The sequence below is a fragment of the Scytonema millei VB511283 genome (genome assembly GCF_000817735.3).
GTDB lineage: Bacteria > Cyanobacteriota > Cyanobacteriia > Cyanobacteriales > Chroococcidiopsidaceae > Chroococcidiopsis > Chroococcidiopsis millei_B.
In genome coordinates this window covers 1-18,884 of record NZ_JTJC03000011.1, presented here as the reverse complement: position 1 = coordinate 18,884, position 18,884 = coordinate 1, and the positions used below count along the sequence as shown (strand labels likewise).

Genomic DNA, 18,884 nt, shown 5'->3' with positions numbered 1-18,884 from the left:
CATGCTCGTTCGTTTAATATGAGTAGCAAGCCGCTAGAGTTGTATCCAGGCGATCGCGTCAATTGGCGATCGCGCAAACTTCCAATTAAAATACAAGCACAGCCACAGATAGTGTTGTATTTGCTGCCTGAGTTCGTGCAAATTATCTTTTAGCTAAGAAGTTTTGAGTGTGGGGTAGGCTGCTACCAACTTCGTAACTATGAACTATGAGTAAACAAGAATCTGGAGCGATCGCGCGGGAAATTCAAACCCAAATTTTCGTGTTGGGTGGACTCGTTGCCCTCATGTGGATTAGCGAATTTATAGATATCTTCTTTTTTAGAGGTAGATTAGACGCTTTTGGTATTCGTCCCCACAGTTTTATCGGCTTGCGGGGCATTTTCTTTGCCCCTTTTTTACACGGTGGATTGGGGCATTTGATTGCGAATACAATCCCTTTTCTCACTTTAGGCTGGTTAGTGATGTTACGAGAAACCAGCGATTTTTTTGTCGTCAGCATCGTTACAATGCTCGTCAGCGGATTGGGTGTATGGCTGACTGGTTCGCCTTATTCAATTCATGTCGGTGCGAGTGGAGTTATTTTTGGTTATTTTGGGTTTTTACTCCTACGCGGCTATTTTGAACGTAGTTTCGCTGCCATCTTATTTTCTCTTGTTGTGGGCTTCCTTTACGGCGGGATGATTTGGGGAGTTTTACCGATCCAATACGGTATTTCCTGGCAAGGGCATTTATTCGGATTTATTGGAGGTGCGATCGCGGCTCGTTTATTGGCTAAACCAAAAAAGAGATATTAGTAGTAGGGGCGCATAAATGTGCGCCTTCATAATATTGAGCGTATTGAATACCTTATACTTCAAGCTTTCGACCTACACAATCTATTGATACATATTTCTAAGTTGTCTCACATTTAATTTGCTTATAGGTAGCAGCCAAAAGCCTTACCAGAGATATATTTTCCCTTTTTGACTTTTAACTTTTCACTTTTGACTTGCTTAATTGCGATCGCCCATATTTTCAGGTACACCTACAGGTGGTACTAACTCTGCATCGCCTGAACTTTCAGTTTCGGGAATCGGTTGTTCGCTTGGTGCGGTAATTTCTGGTAATGCAGGAGACACGTTAGGAGATGGCGTGACTTGAGGACGACGAAAACGATTGAAATAACCACCAAATTTTTGACCAATTGGATTTTGAGTCTTTGGTGTTTCTGGCGCAATTGGTTGAGTTGGTTCTACTGGTGTTGTTAACTCTGGTGCAATTTCTTGAGTAGTAGTTTCCTCTTCAGGAGTAGTTAACTCGGATGCGGGTGATTCTTCCACTTCAGGCAAAGTAGGCGTTGGTGTAGCCGTTGGTGGACGACGAAAACGATTAAAATAGCCGCCAAAACGTTGGGAGTCGGGAGTCGGTAGGGGCGGGTTTCTAAACCCGCCCGTACGGGAGTCGGGAGTCGGTAGGGGCGCACTGCTGTGCGCCCGTACTGGGGAGTCGGGAGTTGCTGGAGTCGGTGCGACTGGTGGCGTAATTTCTACTGCTGGTACTTCTGGGGCAATTTCTGGTAATGGTTCCGTTGCTTCAGGAGTAGTTAATTCTGGTGCAGGTGCTTCTACTTCTGGTGTTGGCGATGGTGCAACAACTGGCGAACGGCGGAAGCGATTGAAAAATCCTTTCGGTTGTTCTTCCTCTAGTTTTTTTGGTGCTGCTTCGGGTTTCTCTTCTGGTTCTACAGCAGATTCCACTTCCGGCGAAATTTCTGGCTGTGGTTCTACAGCAGGTGGAGTTAACTCCGGTGCGGGAGATTCTTTGACTTCCGGTAGCGCCGGAGATGGAGTAGCAGCAGGACGACGGAAGCGATTGAAAAATCCTTTCGGTTCTTCTGCCTTGGCTGGAGGTACCGGGGTTGGTTCTTTAGTTTCAATTTCTGGGGTTTCAATTTCTGTTTCGGCAGGCTTTTCTTCCGGTTCGGCTTGTCTCTCTTCTGGTTGCGATGGAGTAGTCTCTTCTACTGCTGGTGGTACGGGTGTAGGCGCTGCTTCTACTTCGCCCTTGTAGTCAGGATCGATAATACCACGGGCTGCGGCGGCGGATAATTCACCCCTTACCAGTTTTGAAAGAGTATCTTGACTATTCGGATCGTAAGAAATGACGCGGACGGTGTTATTGAAAACATTCTTGACTGGGTTGCCTTGTTCGTCGAGAAATTCGAGTTGTACCCAGTTTTTCCCCGTGTTAAAGCCTTTAAGGTAAATCGGTTCCCAGCGATCGATGATAAAACTCTTGCCGTTAATCGTACAACGGATACGCCAGTCGGGAACTTCGTCTTGAGGATCGGCTTGGGCAGCGAGGTGTAGAGGGGCGTTGGTGAGGTAAAAGTCGAGTAGGATTGGTTCTGCCCCATAGCTACCCTTAGGACGACTGTAGGTTAATAATGGCTGGCTAGAGTTAGGGTTGTTATCGTCGGTTTTAGTAAAAACGTGAAATGTAGTTTGGGCGTATGCACCCTCATTCTTAAAACTTTCGTGCCAAGGGCGGGAAGCGAAGACGCGCAGCGTGTGAGTACCTGGAGAGAGGTTGGATAGGACAAAAGGCTTTTGCACGTCGTAGACGGCTTCGTAGGGCTGGTTATCGAGAATAACGTGAAGATGGGGACCTAAGCCTAAATCTGAATTTTGAAAGACAGGTAGGTCTTGGACTTGAAAGCGGGCTGATACCGTATCGTCTTGCAGCACCTCATCAGGCTGAGGAGACAAGATTTTGACTTGCGGCTGGCGAGATTCTAAGGCTTGACGCAGTTGTAGAATAGCTTCCGGTGGGGCGACTTCGGTAATGTTGCCTGCAAGTTGGACTGTGCTACGGGCGTTTGGGGGAGTAGCAGCGCGTAAAGTATCCGAACTGCCACAACTTACTAAACCTAAGCTCAAACATGCTGAGACTAAAACTGCGATCGCAGCCTTAGCCATTTTTTGTAGTTTTGCGATCGCCACCACCTCAAATGCTCCTCATGCTCGAAATTTACTGTCACCCTCAATCTAAATTTTAAGGGTTGTAGGTAAATCGCCTGAAATGATTTACAGATTGTGCCAGACGACAGCTCAGCTTTCGCGGTCTGAGTATCTACTAATACAAGTGACTTGCGGTTCTACAAATCTATTGACTAAAAAACTTCGCTCTCCAGACATAACTTCTGTCTCCTGTCTCCTGATTTCTGACTCCTTTCTTCATAAGTGTTGCAAATTATTTAGCTTTGTAAATTATATAAATAACCCCTTGACTTTTTTCACAGTCATGGAAACTTGGACACCTGAACCTGCTTAATGTTGAGCAATTTTGAATTATTGTTAACAAACGCCTAAGATGAAGACAAGCGAGATTTTATAATTCATCAGAAAGCAGTTTCACGATCGGTCTTCTTGTCTACCTGATGGATGTCATAAAGCAGACAAAATGGTTGGCTTCTTCAAAGAAAATCGATTTGTGAATTAAACCACTCCTGTTTCCTTGTCAAGAGAGGAGAGTCTAAATGACGATCAGTCCTCCGGAGCGAGAGGAAAAGAAAGCAAGAGTTGTGGTCGATAACGATCCAGTCCCAACTTCATTTGAGTTGTGGTCAAAACCAGGACATTTCGATCGCACCTTGTCTAGAGGTCCCAAAACCACAACCTGGATTTGGAACCTGCACGCCCTCGCACACGATTTCGATACGCATACCAGCGACCTAGAAGATATTTCCCGTAAAATCTTCGCCGCTCACTTCGGTCACTTAGCGGTGATCTTCATCTGGTTGAGCGGGATGTATTTTCATGGCGCTCGTTTTTCAAACTATGAAGCTTGGCTAGCCGATCCGCTGGGCGTGAAGCCTAGCGCTCAGGTCGTCTGGTCTGTTGTTGGTCAAGACATTTTAAATGCTGATGTCGGTGGTGGCTTCCACGGCATTCAGATTACATCTGGATTTTTCCAAATTTGGCGTGGTGCTGGCATCACGAACACGTTCCAACTCTACTGCACAGCCATTGGCGGTTTAGTCATGGCAGCGCTGATGCTCTTTGCTGGTTGGTTCCACTACCACAAACGCGCTCCTAAGTTGGAATGGTTCCAGAATGTCGAGTCGATGCTAAACCACCACCTAGCAGGATTGTTAGGTCTAGGTAGCTTGGCATGGGCAGGACACCAGATCCACGTATCTTTGCCAATTAACAAGCTGTTGGATGCGGGGGTAGCACCAAAGGATATTCCTTTGCCGCAAGAATTTATCCTCAACTCCAACTTGATGACTGAGTTATATCCCAGTTTTGCTCAAGGCTTAACGCCCTTCTGGACGTTGAACTGGGGCGCATACGCTGACTTCCTCACCTTCAAGGGCGGACTTAATCCCGTTACTGGTGGACTGTGGTTGACAGATCAAGCGCACCACCACTTGGCGATCGCCGTACTGTTCATCATTGCCGGACACATGTACCGGACGAACTGGGGCATCGGTCACAGCTTGAAGGAAATTCTGGAAAATCACAAAGGACCCTTCACCGGAGACGGTCATAAAGGTCTGTTTGAAAACATGACTACTTCCTGGCACGCTCAGTTGGGAACCAACTTAGCAATGCTGGGTTCGCTGACGATTATCGTGGCGCATCACATGTACGCGATGCCTCCGTATCCGTACTTGGCAACCGACTACGCAACTCAGCTGTCCATTTTCACTCACCACATGTGGATTGGCGCTTTCTGTATCGTCGGTGGTGCAGCTCACGCCACCATCTTTATGGTGCGGGATTACGATCCAGCCACGAACATGAACAACGTTCTGGATCGGGTACTTCGTCACCGCGACGCTATCATTTCTCACCTCAACTGGGTGTGCATGTTCCTCGGCTTCCATAGCTTCGGCTTGTACATCCATAACGACACGATGCAAGCGCTCGGTCGTCCCCAGGATATGTTCTCGGATACGGCGATTCAACTTCAGCCCGTATTCGCGCAGTGGGTACAAAACCTACACACCTTGGCTCCTGGTTCTACCGCTCCTAACGCCCTCGAACCCGTCAGCTATGCTTTCGGTGGCGGCGTGCTGGCTGTAGGTGGAAAAGTCGCCATGATGCCGATCGCGTTGGGTACGGCGGATTTCATGATCCACCACATCCACGCTTTCCAAATCCACGTTACCGTACTAATCCTGCTTAAGGGCTTCTTGTTTGCCCGTAACTCTCGCTTGATCCCAGACAAGGCTAACTTGGGCTTCCGCTTCCCTTGCGACGGTCCAGGACGCGGCGGTACTTGCCAGGTTTCTGGTTGGGATCACGTATTCTTAGGTTTGTTCTGGATGTTCAACACGATCGCGATCGCCGTCTACCACTTCAGCTGGAAGATGCAATCGGACGTGTGGGGCACGGTAGACCCAGACGGTACGATCAATCACATTACGGCAGGCAACTTTGCCCTCAGCGCCACTACCATCAACGGCTGGTTGCGCGACTATCAGTGGGCGCAAGCCGCTCAGGTGATTCAGTCCTACGGTTCGGCGTTGTCCGCTTACGGACTGCTGTTCTTAGGCGCTCACTTTGTCTGGGCATTTAGCTTAATGTTCTTGTTCAGCGGTCGCGGCTACTGGCAAGAACTGATCGAATCGATCGTTTGGGCGCACAACAAGTTAAAAGTCGCTCCTACCGTACAGCCTCGCGCTTTGAGCATCATTCAAGGTCGAGCTGTGGGAGTAGCCCACTACCTCTTGGGGGCGATCGTCACGATCTGGGCGTTCTTCGAGGCGCGAATACTTTCAGTAGGTTAGCATTCAGTCATCAGCAATTCTTATGGATTGCTGATGGCAATAGGTCAGAGGATTCACGTAACCTATGGCAACAAAATTCCCTAAATTTAGCCAAGACCTAGCCCAGGACCCGACGACACGTCGGATTTGGTACGGCATCGCCACCGCTCACGACTTTGAAAGCCACGACGGGATGACCGAAGAGAATCTGTATCAGAAACTCTTCGCCACTCACTTCGGTCACTTGGCAATCATCTTCCTGTGGGCATCTAGCCTGCTGTTCCACGTCGCTTGGCAAGGCAACTTCGAGCAGTGGATTAAAGACCCATTGCACGTCCGTCCGATCGCTCATGCGATCTGGGACCCACAATTCGGTAAAGCCGCAGTTGATGCTTTCACCCAAGCTGGTGCTAGCTATCCGGTTAACATTGCTTACTCTGGTGTTTACCACTGGTGGTACACCATTGGGATGCGGACAAATAACGACCTCTACATGGGTTCTGTTTTCCTGCTGCTACTAGCGTCTCTCTTCCTGTTCGCTGGCTGGCTGCACCTGCAACCCAAGTTCCGCCCCAGTCTTTCCTGGTTCAAGAGCGCCGAGCCACGCCTCAACCATCACTTAGCTGGTCTGTTTGGCGTTAGCTCCTTAGCTTGGACCGGACACCTAGTTCACGTTGCAATCCCCGAATCTCGCGGACAGCACGTTGGTTGGAGTAACTTCCTCACCACCCCACCTCATCCAGATGGGCTACAACCCTTCTTTTCTGGAAACTGGGGCGCGTATGCTGCTAACCCCGACACTGCCAATCACGTATTTGGTACGAGTCAGGGCGCAGGAACCGCAATTCTAACTTTCTTAGGTGGTTTCCATCCCCAAACCCAGTCTTTGTGGCTGACGGACATGGCACACCACCACCTGGCGATCGCGGTATTATTCATCGTCGCCGGACACATGTACCGTACCAACTTTGGGATCGGTCATAGCATCAAAGAAATGCTCAACGCCAAGAAATTCTTCGGCGCTAGCACTGAAGGTCAGTTCAACCTGCCTCACCAAGGCTTGTACGACACGATCAACAACTCCCTGCACTTCCAACTGTCTTTGGCATTGGCTGCACTGGGAACGATCACATCCTTGGTCGCGCAGCACATGTACGCGATGCCTCCCTACGCCTTCATCGGGCAAGACTTCACGACACAAGCAGCGCTGTATACCCATCACCAGTACATTGCTTGTGCGTTGATGTTGGGTGCGTTTGCCCACGCTGCAATCTTCTGGGTACGCGACTACGACCCAGAGCAAAACAAAGGCAACGTTCTCGATCGCGTCTTGAAGCACAAAGAAGCGATTATCTCCCACTTGTCTTGGGTGTCTCTCTTCTTGGGCTTCCACACCTTGGGTCTATACGTTCATAACGACGTAGTGGTTGCTTTCGGTACTCCTGAAAAGCAAATCCTGATCGAACCAGTCTTCGCGCAGTTCATTCAGGGCGCTCACGGTAAAGTACTGTACGGCTTCGATACCCTGCTATCGAATCCCGATAGCGTTGCTTCCACCGCTGGCGCTGCATGGCTGCCTAACTGGTTGGATGCAATCAATAACGGCACGAACTCTCTATTCTTGACCATCGGTCCTGGCGACTTCTTGGTACACCACGCTTTTGCCTTGGCGATCCACACAACCGTGTTGGTACTCGTGAAAGGCGCGTTGGATGCCCGTGGTTCCAAGCTGATGCCCGATAAGAAAGACTTCGGTTATGCCTTCCCTTGCGACGGTCCTGGTCGTGGTGGTACTTGCGACATCTCCGCTTGGGACTCCTTCTACCTAGCTGCTTTCTGGGTACTAAACACTGCTGGTTGGGTCACGTTCTACTGGCACTGGAAGCACTTAGGTATTTGGCAAGGCAACGTAGCTCAATTCAACGAGTCTTCGACATACTTGATGGGCTGGCTGCGCGATTACCTGTGGCTGTATTCAGCTCAGCTAATTAACGGCTACAACCCCTATGGCATGAACAACCTGTCTGTCTGGGCTTGGATGTTCCTCCTCGGACACTTGATCTGGGCAACTGGTTTCATGTTCCTGATCTCTTGGCGCGGTTACTGGCAAGAATTGATCGAAACTTTGGTCTGGGCGCACGAGCGGACTCCACTAGCGAACCTAATTCGTTGGAAAGACAAGCCCGTGGCTCTATCCATCGTTCAAGCTCGGATTGTCGGCTTAGGTCACTTCGCTGCTGGATACATCCTCACGTATGCTGCGTTCCTCATTGCCTCCACGGCTGGTAAGTTTGGTTAACGCCTCTACCTAGTTGTGTAGTTAAATGAGAAAATCCCTCACCTACGGGTGGGGGATTTTTAATGTTTAGACTTTTAGTAGATGTTTTTAGCGTGTTTGTAAAGCTAAGGTTTATATTGCGCTCTGAGTTTTTGTCACGCATCAGCCGTAGGCGTTAGCGATAGCGAAGGCGAAGCCGTTAGCGTAGCGTTAGGCGCAAAGAAGAGCGCAAACAAGATCTCAATAAACCCGTCCTCGCCCAATGATTTACCTGTGAGGATCGATATAGGAGAAAAACATGAGTCGCAAGAAGCAAACCCAAAAATCGATTAATGTAGATGGTAATCGTCCAGTCGATCCGAGTGAAATTAAAGTCAAAGAGACGGTGAATATTGACGGTCAACGTCCTATTGCTGCTGATAAGAATGAAGTGCGCGATACCCTGGATGTGGACGGTCAGCGTCCAATCACTGCCAGTAATTTACAATCTCAAGAGACATTGAATGTAGACGGTAGCCGTCCCATCGATCCCAGCGATCTAGAAATCAAAGAAACGGTAAATATTGACGGTCAACGCCCTATCGCTGCAAATGATTTTAAAGTTGACAGGACATTGAATGTGGATGGTCAGCGTCCAATTTCTTCAAATGACAAGGCACAACCTGATATGCCCTCAGACTTCGTAGATTAGTATGTGAGATACATAAATTTTTAGGGAAGCACGCCTGTACGCCCCTAAAAACGGATTGCAATTGAAAGAGAAGGCGATCGAATTGAAAATTGTGTCACATTTATGTCACATTAGCCTTCTATTCTATCTTTCAGTAGACCAAACAGTCTGCTTCCTCATGCAAAGATTCAAACCCTCCTCAAGCCACAGCAGGAGGGTATTTTTTTTCAGTGACCAGTGACGAGTTAATTCCAATTCCTAACTCCTGACTCCTAACTTCTTGCTTGCTGATAACTGATAACTGATAACTGATAACTGTTTACTGTGCTTGGAGTTCTTGAAACTGCGCTCGAATTGTCTCTATTCTTTTGCGATTCACGCCCAGATCGGATTTACCCAATCGAGAAGCCGAACGGACGTGGAAGACTTGTGCGTCGCGGTCTAAATAAAACTCGACATCATCGACAAAACCCATTATCGCACTCGTGAATTCAGCGTAGATGTAGCTGTCAGTTTCCGTCACAATATTCGTTTTCGGTAAACTTGAGATAACTTGTTTGAGTTGGGTCAATGCCACCTCGGGAGCAGATGTATAGTTTAGCGGCTCCACCTTATGGCTGGCATCTGCACTTTGACTAGAGACGCAGTTAGGCGTATTCGGACATGGAGCTAGCTTACCATCGCGCACGCCCAAGTTATTTGGTCTATTTCCTGTAAATATACCCACGCTCTTTATCGGCGAGACATCTATCTATGAATTTTAATATTGTATTGCATTGTATTGCTCATGTTAGTGGCGATCGCGCGCAATTCATATTTTCTCGCGATAGTTGTGTTGTTACACTACTCAAAACTGGAAAAGATGAAACATCAGTAAGATAGGATTCATATTTGATTTTTGCAATATTACGTAGGCTGCGTTAGCCTTTGGCGTAACGCACTACTCTAAGTCTGTGGTGTATTACTGTGTGACAAAAACGATCGGTGTAAAAAATTTTTAATTTTTTCTTAGTTTTTCGAGATATTGTTGTAAGGCGAAGTTTAAATTTTACAAAAAACTTTAATTAACCTCCAGTACTCGCGCTACGATTAATTTTGTTAAATAAAGGCTGTACACCAGCACGAAATCATAAAATATTGAAGCAAAATTTTAGATACGGTCTCGTCTAAACTAGAAAAGATGAGTCAATTTCGGACTGCGATCGCAAACAACAGCGCAAGAATGAAAATGTAAATCAACCATTTTCAGAATAAAGATAAGGAGCTAATAATGAGTGCATCTACAGACGATAATATCAACTATATTGATGGAGAATCTTCCAAAAACGAACCGATTTCAACTGTAGCGAATGGCTCTCAATATTCTCAAGTAGAAAACTTGAGTAGTGGAAGTTTAGATAAAATTCGGGAAATTCTCTTTGGAACGCAAGTTCGAGAAAATAATAAAAGATTTAACCGTATTGAAGAACGACTGCTGAAAGAGTTTACAGAACTACGGGAAGATACAAGAAAGCGCATGGATGGGTTGGAAGCCTACATCAGACAAGAAATTGAATCTCTCACAGAAGTCGTTAAAAAACAGCAAGTTAGTAGAGATGAAACTTTAAAAGAACTGACTCAAGAACACAAAAACCAAGTTGGAAATCTAGAGAGAAAGCTTTTTGATTTGGACGAGCAAACAAATAAAATTGCCCGAGATTTACGCCAGCAGATTTTAGACCAATCTAAAAATATGAACGAGGATATAGGAAAGAAATATGCGGAAATTTTAGCAACAGTCGAGCGAGAAACTCAGGAAATTCGGAGCGACAAAGCTAATCGAATTACGTTATCGGCTTTATTTGCAGAACTAGCAATGCGCCTGAGAAGCGAAACCTAATATTGCAGTGAAGTCTAATATTAAAAAACAAAAACTAAGCGCACCTGCCAAGTCGTATCTTGCCGCACAATCTGAATTTGGTTGATGAATTCGCGAAAGTAGAAGCGACGCTCCGATTCAGATAAATCCCGCCAAAATTGGGGAATGGATACAGCCTGAGCTACGGAACGTAAATTGACTGGTGGTAAAGTCGCAAATTTAGCTTGTAACTGGGAAATTTCCGCACGGAGTTTGTAGGCACGTAGACTAGCAGTCTCTTCATCCAAAACACCTGTACTAGTAAGCTGAGAGAGTTGAGCTAAAATCTCTTCCCGATTGGCAATCTCGCTGAGTAAAGACTGCTTTGCTGCATCCAATTGGGGAAAATTCATTTGAGCCACAGCATCAGGTAAATCACGGCAAATGGCGACGATTGTTTGTTCTAATACCTGTTCGTAGGCAATAGCACCACACTTAGGGCGTTGAGGACATTGCAAGGCGCGTAAGTAGAGATATTCGCGCTTTTGACGACGAGCAGTAACGCTCACAACCGTCATTGGCGCTTGGCACTCGCTACAAACCGCTAATCCGACGAGGGAACGAGGAGCGCTAGCAGTTCTCGGCGGGAGCTGGCGGTTACGCCGCAACAAGCGATCGATCTGAGCCGCCTCTTCCCGAGAAATAATTGGTACGTGGGTATTGGCGATCGTTTCACCGTTTTGATAAGCCGTATCGCCTCGATAAACAGGATTCGTCAGCCAGCGTCGTCCAGTAGTCACGGAAATCTTTTTGCCATATTTTTGTGCTAAATGCCGTACTGCTCCGCGCAAAGAACCAAACAGGAGAAAATTTTCAAAAAAATCTTTCACAACTGGGGCAGTAGTACGGTCGATCGCGTATTTTTCTTTACCGCGCCGATAACCATAGGGAGCTTTACCAGGAGGAGGCAAGGCATTGAGACGATTGCGAGCGTGTCCCTGACGCAGGCGACGGCTACGCTGCTGTTGTCCTACAGCGTGTAGAAGTTGAATTAAATCTGTCTGTAGCGTTAATTCACTCGCTAAATCTGTTGCTAAAGACGATTCACCAATCGCTACCTTTACACTCAAAGCCTGCAATTGAGCCAAGCGATCGCCAATTTCTGCCATAGAATCGCCTAGATCTTCCAAGCAACGGACAAATAAACAGTCTGGTGGTGCTGTCTGACAGTCACTCAACAACTGCTGCAACTGCGATCGCTGCCCCAAGTCTTGATAAACTCGATCCACACCCTGCCACCGACCGAGGTCGGGTGTCGGATCGAGGAGAGGATCGGTATAGCAGTAGGCAAAGGTTGTCATTAAGTCGTAAGTCGGGAGTCGGGAGTCGGAAAGCGGGTGGAGGGCGAGGGGACAAGGAAAAGTCACAAGTCCCAATTAGATCGCGCACTACGCACCACTGATAACTGTTAACTGATAACTGTTAACTGACTCAGTTCGATGATATTACCGTCGGGATCTTGAGTAAAAAGAGCAGCACGACCAGAAGCACTCATTTGTATAGAACAGTTGTGAGTCAAAAGTCTTTGCTTAGCAGCATTTAGATCGGATACAGCAAAAGCAATATGAGGATTGCGACCCAATTTTTCAGGGTTTTGAGTTGTAAAAGGTACGCTGGGTGCAACAATGAGGTGAATTTGATACGTGCCGACTTGATACCAAGTACCAGAAAATTTGAGCGATCGCTCGACTTGGGCTAATCCCAAAATTTCCCCATAGAAGCGATCGGCTTGCTCTAAATTGGAGACTAGTATAGCGGTATGAAGACATTGCTCGATTTGCATAAATTGCTCCACCTTCCCCAACATCAGTATCTAATCTTACTTTTCTCGCTTTTTATATTTGCAAAACTTATCCGAGTAAGCACTCTGGCGAGTGTAAATCACGACTACACAGGCAAAGCCTGCTTTTGCAGGCTATAGAGTCCGTGCAGGCGAACCTAGTACGTGTCTGCGAATTCTATTCGCACAAGCTTGATGCTTACTACCAATCCTACTGTGAGAATCGATGGCGAAGATGAACCTTTCAGAACTAATCGAGCGCTATCAAGCCGGAGCGAAACAGTGAGCAGTTGTCAGTTATCAGTTATCAGTTATCAGTTATCAGTGAAGAAAGGGAACAGCGAGAATGACTTTTGACTTTTGACTTTTGACTTTTGACTTACGACTTACTCTCGGCGGCTTGGAGCGATCGCACCACATTTGTATAACCGTTAAACTCGGCGATCGTCAGTGCTGTATGTCCGCCTCGATTTTTTAAATTAACATTTGCCCCTGCATTTAATAGTAATTCTACAGCTTCGCTGTAACCTCGATGGGCTGCCCACATCAGGGCTGTAGCTCCGGCTGCATCTTGGCGATTCACATCTGCCCCTTTTTTTAATAGCTGTTGCATCACACCGATCTGGTTGCGGTCTGCTGCTTTCATCAGTGGGGTTTTGCAGTCTGCTGTTTGGATATTTGGGTCTGCGCCATAGTTTAACAATACTCTGACTGTCTCAGTGCGACCGAGGCTAGCGGCAAGGTTGAGGGGAGTTTCGTCTAAATTTCTGACATTGGGGTCTGCACCCCGTCGTAGCAATACTTCGGCAATTTGGCTGTGTCCTTGCAAAGCTGCTACCAACAGCGGAGTATCGCCAAGCTGATTTTTGACATTGACATCAGCACCGCATTCGAGTAGGCTCTCTACTACATCAGCGTAGCCTTCAACGGTAGCCAAATGTAAGGGGGTCTCTCCATCTTTGTCCTTAGCATTGATGTCAGCGCCGTATAGAAGCAAAGCAGAGGCGATCGCTCCCTGTCCGCTAGCTGCCGCGATCGCGACTACCGTACTACCATCTTCCGTCCTTGCCTTCACGTCAGCACCGGCTTCCAACAAGGCTTTGACAATCTCTAGGTTTCCTCCGTCTACTGCCAATGTGAGAGCTGTTTCGCCTGCATCGTCTTTTGAATTCAGCTCAGCACCTTTAGCTAGCAACAATTGAGTCACGGCAACATCACCTCTTTGCGCAGCTTGCATGAGTGCCGTTCTACCTTCCCAATTTTTGCCATTAACTGCTGCGCCATGTGTCAGCAAAACTTTGACTATCTGAGTATTAGCTGTTGCTGCTGCTAGAGTTAAAGCTGTTTCCCCTGCTGTGGTTTGGTTTGGATCTGCCCCTGCAACGAGTAAAGCTTGGACGATGCGATCGTATCCGTGCTGGATAGCTAGGAGCAGTGCTGTATCCTCATCTTTGTCTCTAGTATTGGCATCTGCACCTGCTTGCAACAAGATTTGTACGACTTCAAGATCTCCTTTGGCAGCAGCTACCATCAAGGCTGTGCTGTTGTCGTCATTACCAGCATTAACATCTGCTCCCCTCGCAATCAGGAGTTCGATCGCGTCGAGACGGTGGGACGCAGCTGCTAACATCAAAGCCGTAATCCCAAAAAGTTGTCGGTGAATATTGGGATTGGCATTGCGATCGAGCAACACGCGAACGATTTCCGTATAGCCAAGTTGAGCGGCAAACATCAAAGCTGTCGTCCCCTCGCGATCGCACTCGTTAGGGTCAGCACCGCGATCGAGTAGCGCTGTTACCTGCCCAACGTCGCCACTTTTTACCGCTCGAATTAAGGAGACACCACGACTATCCATGCTCATAATCATCTCATAGAGCGCGATCGGTCAGGCACAAGACAATTGAGTGGTGTGGGGTGTGGGGTGTGTAGGGTGTGGGAAGTGTGGGAGGTGTGGGGTGTGGGGTGTGGGGTGTGGGGTGTGGGGTGTGGGGTGTGGGGTGTGGGGTGTAGTGGAGCTAACTGGTCACTGGTCACTGGTCACTGATAACTACTCCCTGCTCCCTATTATAATTTTTATAAAGATTCTTAAAGCCAGGTGAACGCACGATGAATGCTCTACTCTCCCCAGAAGTCAAGTTTTGGCTCAATTTTTTCCATCCAGTATTGATGTGGATATTACTAGGAGTGTCAATTTATGCGCTCTATTTGGGCATCCAGTGGCGACGGGCAAGAACTGCTGAAGGCGAGAAAAAGAAAGAGCTGCTCAAAGGTAGATATAACGTCAAACACTACCAAGTTGGCTCGCTGATTCTGGCGCTGATGGTGCTGGGTGCGATTGGTGCGATGGCTGTGACTTACATTAATAATGGCAAGCTATTTGTTGGACCCCACCTTTTAGCGGGACTAGGTATGACAGGAATGATCGCTATCTCTGCTAGCTTGTCTCCTTTCATGCAAAAAGGACAAGATTGGGCGAGATACACCCATATTGTCCTAAATGCTACGATTTTAGCTCTATTTAGTTGGCAAGCCGTAAGCGGAGTACAAATTGTCCAGAGGATTATTACTAAACAGTAATCGAATTTGGTGTGAGAGCGCGATCGCGCTTTCACATTAGCTACGGCGGCGCTTCGATTTTTTGGGAAAAGTTAAATTGAAGGACGTGTGAAAATCTTCCTGTACTTTGTGAGTTAGACGGCGGGAAACTTGACGCACGATTTGATTCAAGAGGCGATCGCCTGTAGCTTGAATGACAGATTGCGGCAAGCGCTGAATGAACTTGGGAAAATGCAAATAAACCGATAGATCGAGTTCCCACTCGACTCCAGTAACGACACCGTGGTCATGAGTGTTAGTACTAGCATCCACTAAATTCATTACTGCTTTGAAGTCTACGTCGTAGCCAGGAGCAACGTAATTTGGAATGGCGATCGTTCTAATTCGATAAGCGCCTGACTCTGGAGGTAGAAGTTCCAAACCGACTTTAGGTTCTACTTCGTAATTGAAGGCACCAAAGCGACCGACTGTCAAGGCATAACCGTTAGCGCCAAGCGGCTCTACTGTCATTGGCTGAGCGCAGCGGCAAAACCAACCCTGATGGGCGTTAAGATATTCGGCAACAGTATGCACGTCAGCATACATTTCCATACAGTCGGTAAACTGACCGTGAAAGCGAGTTAGTTTCTCGGCTGGTATTTCTACCTCTGGCACGGCTGCTGCATCCCAAACCGTTTCTGAAGCCTCCATGTATTGGTATTCGCGATTGCTTGACAGCATAAAAGCCCTTGTGTCTAATCTGGTCTCTATATTCAGGATGCCCACGATAAGTTAGAGGTTGCTGTTCCCAACTCGATCTTTACTAAAACAAAACGTCAATCTGGGAGAGTTCATCAAATGTTTATCAAATTTAAAATTTAGAGATAGCAAGACAAATAACTGTCGTTTATTTAACATAATCACTATGAAAGCATTTGTAGCAGGCGCAACAGGTGAGACAGGTCGCAGGATCGTCCAGCAACTTGTGGCACGAAATATTCCCGTGCGGGCGCTGGTACGGGACTTGGAATCGGCTAGAGCAATTCTACCTAATACTGCCGAATTGGTGCAGGGTGACGTGCTACAGCCAAGTACCTTAGAAACTGCGATCGCGGATAGTACGGTCGTTTTGTGTGCGACAGGAGCAAAACCAGGCTTCGACCCCACAGCACCTTACAAAGTAGACTACGAAGGCACGAAAAATCTAGTCGATGTCTCTAAAGCCAAAGGCATCGAGCATTTTGTTTTGGTGTCTTCGGTTGGTGCGTCGCAATTGTTCCATCCACTCAACTTGTTTTGGTTAATTTTGGTTTGGAAGAAGCAAGCGGAAGAGTACATTCAAAAAAGTGGTTTGACTTATACGATCGTCCGTCCTGGGGGGTTAAAGAATGAAGATAACGCAGATAAGATCGTGTTATATTCCCCCGATACGCTGTCTTTAAGCGGTAGCATTCCGCGTACCAAGGTAGCCGAAGTCTGTGTGGAAGCTTTATTTCAACCAGCAGCCCGAAATAAAATTGTCGAGGCGATCGCCAAACCAGAAGCCCCAGAGAAGAATTTGGCAGATTTGTTTGCAGGCGTTGCTTAATGAGGGAGCAGGGAGTAGGGAAGCGGGCGGCTGGCGAGGTGTCCTCGCCAGTAAAGCCGCGTAGCAGGGAGCAGGGAAGATCGCAGGCGGCTAAAAGGATCGGTAGAAGGCGCTTAGTTGCCGCTGGTATTGCTGTGTTTGTCTTGCTATCCTTTCTGCGGCATTTACCTCAAGCGAAATCGCCTGCCGATCCTACTTTTGAGAGTAATTTTCCTCCTCTGGTGATGCAGGGGGGAGATCCTTACATTCGGGCTTTAATGCGGACGATCTCTGCTAGCGAGGCAAACGGTTCTCGACCCTATTCTCTAATCTATGGTGGTCAGCGTGTTAGCGACTTGAGCCGTCATCCAGAACGCTGTATCACAATTGTCAACGGTCCCAACAAGGGAAATTGCTCTACCGCAGCGGGGCGATATCAAATGATAAATACAACTTGGTATGCTCTCGCCCCTCGATACCACCCTCAGCCTTCTGGCTTTCTCTTGTGGAAGTCTTATAGTTTTGAGGCAAGATATCAGGATAAGGTGGTTTACGCTTGGCTCAACGACTCGCAAGAGTGGGGAACGGACATAGCTGAATTATTACGTCAAGGAAAGCTAGACCGAGTGTTAAGGCTGCTTTCCGGTACTTGGACGAGTCTCGGTTACGGAATTGAAGATAACGCGATGACCAGTTCTCTGCCACGAATCTACCAAAAAGTCTTGCAACAGGAATTACAAAATCAGTTAACAGTTAACAGTTAACAGTTAAAACCGATCTTTCATACCTCGCAGACGGGCAAATGTTTGCACGGGATCTTGACTTTTAGTAACTGCTTGAAGTTCGGGTTGCTGCCAGCGTAGAAATGGGTTGGTTTGCTTTTCTATTCCCAGTAATGATGGCACAGTTGCTTGGGCGCGATCGCGGGCGGATTTTACCTGAGCAAAGCGCGATCGCAGTTCTGCATTATTTCCATCTACGGTTAACGCAAATTGCAGATTTTTCAGCGTATATTCGTGAGCGCACCAAACGCGGGTATTATCGGGTAAATTGCGTAATTTGCTCAAAGAGTCTAGCATTTGAGTCGGCGTACCCTCAAATAATCTTCCGCAGCCGCCAGCAAATAAAGTATCGCCGCAGAATAATTCTCCTGGTTCGTCGGCTGTGGTAGGAGGAAAATAGTAAGCGATATGGGCGCGGGTGTGTCCTGGGACGAAGAAAACTTCGCCAGTGCGATGGTCGCTTCGCGAACCGCCGAAGGCATCGCCAAATGAAACGCGATCGCCTTCTTGTAAAAACACCTTTTGTCCTGGTATTCTGCCTTTATCTTCAATGCCACCGTAAACTGTCAGTTGTGGAAATTTTTGCATCAGCTTTTGATTTCCACCCACATGATCGTGATGGTGGTGGGTGTTAAAAATTGCTACTAATTCTGCACCCAGCTGTTGCAGTTGTTTTAAAACTGGTTCAGCCTCAGCCGGATCGACGACAGCAGCTATATTCTGCTGTGGTTCGTAAAGTAAAAAAATGTAGTTATCAGAGAGTGCGTTAAGACGAAGAACCTGCATTTCACCTGACTCTATACAGTGCCATTTCTAATGTAGCGAGGAATCAGTTATCAGTTATCAGTGAAGAATGGCGTTTGGCGCGACAGGGCTTAGAATCGATCCAATCGCAAGGGCATAAATACAGATGTTGATGGAACGGTAATTACGAGTGGAGTAAAAAAAAGAGGTGCATAGAGCTGCACCCTTGGTAAAGCAACTAATCTTGCAGCACTAACTTTACATTTGCAGTTTGTAATCCGCGTTGCTTGACTTGTGCCAATGCCTGATTAATCGCATATTTTTGATTGAGAGCATTGGTCAATTCAGCTACATTATTTTTCCTACCAACACCGGGTAAGTCAGCAATCATGTCAAACGAACCATTGGCGTTTCGCGACCAACCAATGTCCTGTTCGCCTTCAAGCACAGCAACAATTTCAGCGCGAACTCGTTGACCGTTATAGCCGCGAACATAAGTATCTGTCTGAACGAAAATACCTAAATCTTTCAAAGAAGCCTTTAAAATTTCGACATTAGTAAGCTTAGTACGAAGGGTGCGAAAGTGAGACATTTCTATTTCCTCCAGTTCGGGTTTGAGAATAATATTTGAGAAAAACGTGAGATTTGAGTTGGTAGAAAAAAATTAATTACTGAAATTCCCTACTCGATACCTATCAGACTGCGCGATCGCTTGACTGTTTTTACTAGAACAATGATTTTGAAGACAAAAATCAGAACAGCCGATCGCCTTTTCACTTAGAGGATGTTTGAAAAGTTTTGAAGGGTGAGATTTTATGCCAGCCGCCTAACCATGATACGGATCATGGCAAGGTAGATAAAAGTCTCGGAGGTTTG

General features: G+C 47.1%; 18 protein-coding genes. 9 read left to right on the top strand and 9 right to left on the bottom strand.

Annotated features, from left to right (window positions below):
- The first annotated feature begins 18 nt into the window (after positions 1-18).
- Together QH73_RS29010 and QH73_RS24450 are read left to right on the top strand one after the other, a co-directional pair.
- Positions 19-153, top strand: coding sequence for a hypothetical protein (locus tag QH73_RS29010; RefSeq protein WP_286194180.1), 135 nt, complete (start codon positions 19-21; stop codon positions 151-153).
- Positions 154-206: 53 nt separating this feature from the next.
- Positions 207-794, top strand: a complete 588-nt coding sequence (locus tag QH73_RS24450; protein WP_039713150.1) for a rhomboid family intramembrane serine protease — start codon at positions 207-209, stop codon at positions 792-794.
- A gap of 198 nt (positions 795-992) precedes the next feature.
- On the opposite strand, the gene QH73_RS24445 is transcribed toward QH73_RS24450, so the two are convergent.
- Positions 993-2,981: a hypothetical protein gene (locus QH73_RS24445; protein WP_201278334.1), complete on the bottom strand. Its 1,989-nt coding sequence runs from the start codon at positions 2,979-2,981 to the stop codon at positions 993-995.
- 536 nt (positions 2,982-3,517) lie between these two features.
- On the opposite strand from QH73_RS24445, the gene psaA reads away from it, so the two are divergent.
- From psaA to QH73_RS24430, 3 genes are all read left to right on the top strand, one after another.
- Positions 3,518-5,776, top strand: coding sequence for a photosystem I core protein PsaA (gene psaA / locus QH73_RS24440; RefSeq protein WP_039713152.1), 2,259 nt, complete (start codon positions 3,518-3,520; stop codon positions 5,774-5,776).
- 64 nt (positions 5,777-5,840) lie between these two features.
- Entirely contained in the window at positions 5,841-8,054 is a 2,214-nt protein-coding gene (gene psaB / locus QH73_RS24435) for a photosystem I core protein PsaB (RefSeq protein WP_039713153.1), read from the top strand.
- Between the two features lie 277 nt (positions 8,055-8,331).
- Positions 8,332-8,724, top strand: a complete 393-nt coding sequence (locus QH73_RS24430) for a hypothetical protein (protein ID WP_039713154.1) — start codon at positions 8,332-8,334, stop codon at positions 8,722-8,724.
- 298 nt (positions 8,725-9,022) lie between these two features.
- Here QH73_RS24430 and QH73_RS24425 read toward each other — a convergent pair whose 3' ends face one another.
- Complete coding sequence (locus QH73_RS24425; RefSeq protein WP_039713155.1) at positions 9,023-9,430, bottom strand: DUF1499 domain-containing protein; 408 nt, start codon at positions 9,428-9,430, stop codon at positions 9,023-9,025.
- 543 nt (positions 9,431-9,973) lie between these two features.
- On the opposite strand from QH73_RS24425, the gene QH73_RS24420 reads away from it, so the two are divergent.
- A complete protein-coding gene (locus QH73_RS24420) occupies positions 9,974-10,582 on the top strand; it encodes a hypothetical protein (protein WP_039713156.1) in 609 nt (202 codons plus the stop codon).
- Between the two features lie 20 nt (positions 10,583-10,602).
- On the opposite strand, the gene QH73_RS24415 is transcribed toward QH73_RS24420, so the two are convergent.
- The 4 genes from QH73_RS24415 to QH73_RS24400 all read right to left on the bottom strand — a co-directional run bounded on the left by QH73_RS24415 (position 10,603) and on the right by QH73_RS24400 (position 14,414).
- Positions 10,603-11,901 carry a recombinase family protein gene (locus QH73_RS24415; protein WP_039713157.1) on the bottom strand — a complete coding sequence of 433 codons (1,299 nt, stop codon included), beginning with the start codon at positions 11,899-11,901 and terminating at the stop codon, positions 10,603-10,605.
- A gap of 107 nt (positions 11,902-12,008) precedes the next feature.
- Positions 12,009-12,383, bottom strand: coding sequence for a VOC family protein (locus QH73_RS24410; protein WP_039714432.1), 375 nt, complete (start codon positions 12,381-12,383; stop codon positions 12,009-12,011).
- A gap of 376 nt (positions 12,384-12,759) precedes the next feature.
- Positions 12,760-14,241 carry an ankyrin repeat domain-containing protein gene (locus tag QH73_RS24405; protein ID WP_039714433.1) on the bottom strand — a complete coding sequence of 494 codons (1,482 nt, stop codon included), beginning with the start codon at positions 14,239-14,241 and terminating at the stop codon, positions 12,760-12,762.
- 2 nt (positions 14,242-14,243) lie between these two features.
- Positions 14,244-14,414, bottom strand: a complete 171-nt coding sequence (locus QH73_RS24400) for a hypothetical protein (RefSeq protein WP_165587776.1) — start codon at positions 14,412-14,414, stop codon at positions 14,244-14,246.
- A 72-nt stretch (positions 14,415-14,486) separates the two neighbouring features.
- Here QH73_RS24400 and QH73_RS24395 point away from each other — a divergent pair, with 72 nt between their 5' ends.
- Positions 14,487-14,957 carry a DUF4079 domain-containing protein gene (locus QH73_RS24395; protein ID WP_132867520.1) on the top strand — a complete coding sequence of 157 codons (471 nt, stop codon included), beginning with the start codon at positions 14,487-14,489 and terminating at the stop codon, positions 14,955-14,957.
- A 36-nt stretch (positions 14,958-14,993) separates the two neighbouring features.
- On the opposite strand, the gene QH73_RS24390 is transcribed toward QH73_RS24395, so the two are convergent.
- Positions 14,994-15,656 carry a DUF1997 domain-containing protein gene (locus QH73_RS24390; RefSeq protein WP_039713159.1) on the bottom strand — a complete coding sequence of 221 codons (663 nt, stop codon included), beginning with the start codon at positions 15,654-15,656 and terminating at the stop codon, positions 14,994-14,996.
- Positions 15,657-15,840: 184 nt separating this feature from the next.
- Between QH73_RS24390 and QH73_RS24385 the strand changes: the two genes are divergently transcribed.
- Together QH73_RS24385 and QH73_RS24380 are read left to right on the top strand one after the other, a co-directional pair.
- Complete coding sequence (locus QH73_RS24385; RefSeq protein ID WP_039713160.1) at positions 15,841-16,503, top strand: NAD(P)H-binding protein; 663 nt, start codon at positions 15,841-15,843, stop codon at positions 16,501-16,503.
- Positions 16,503-17,246 (top strand): glycoside hydrolase family 24 protein, encoded by a 744-nt coding sequence (locus QH73_RS24380; RefSeq protein ID WP_236147163.1) that lies wholly within the window; start codon positions 16,503-16,505, stop codon positions 17,244-17,246. Before QH73_RS24385 ends, QH73_RS24380 begins: the two co-directional genes overlap by 1 nt.
- Before the next feature lie 3 nt (positions 17,247-17,249).
- Here QH73_RS24380 and gloB read toward each other — a convergent pair whose 3' ends face one another.
- Together gloB and QH73_RS24370 are read right to left on the bottom strand one after the other, a co-directional pair.
- Positions 17,250-18,050 (bottom strand): hydroxyacylglutathione hydrolase, encoded by an 801-nt coding sequence (gene gloB, locus QH73_RS24375; protein ID WP_039713161.1) that lies wholly within the window; start codon positions 18,048-18,050, stop codon positions 17,250-17,252.
- 196 nt (positions 18,051-18,246) lie between these two features.
- Positions 18,247-18,600 (bottom strand): DUF1257 domain-containing protein, encoded by a 354-nt coding sequence (locus QH73_RS24370; protein WP_039713162.1) that lies wholly within the window; start codon positions 18,598-18,600, stop codon positions 18,247-18,249.
- Positions 18,601-18,884: the final 284 nt, after the last annotated feature.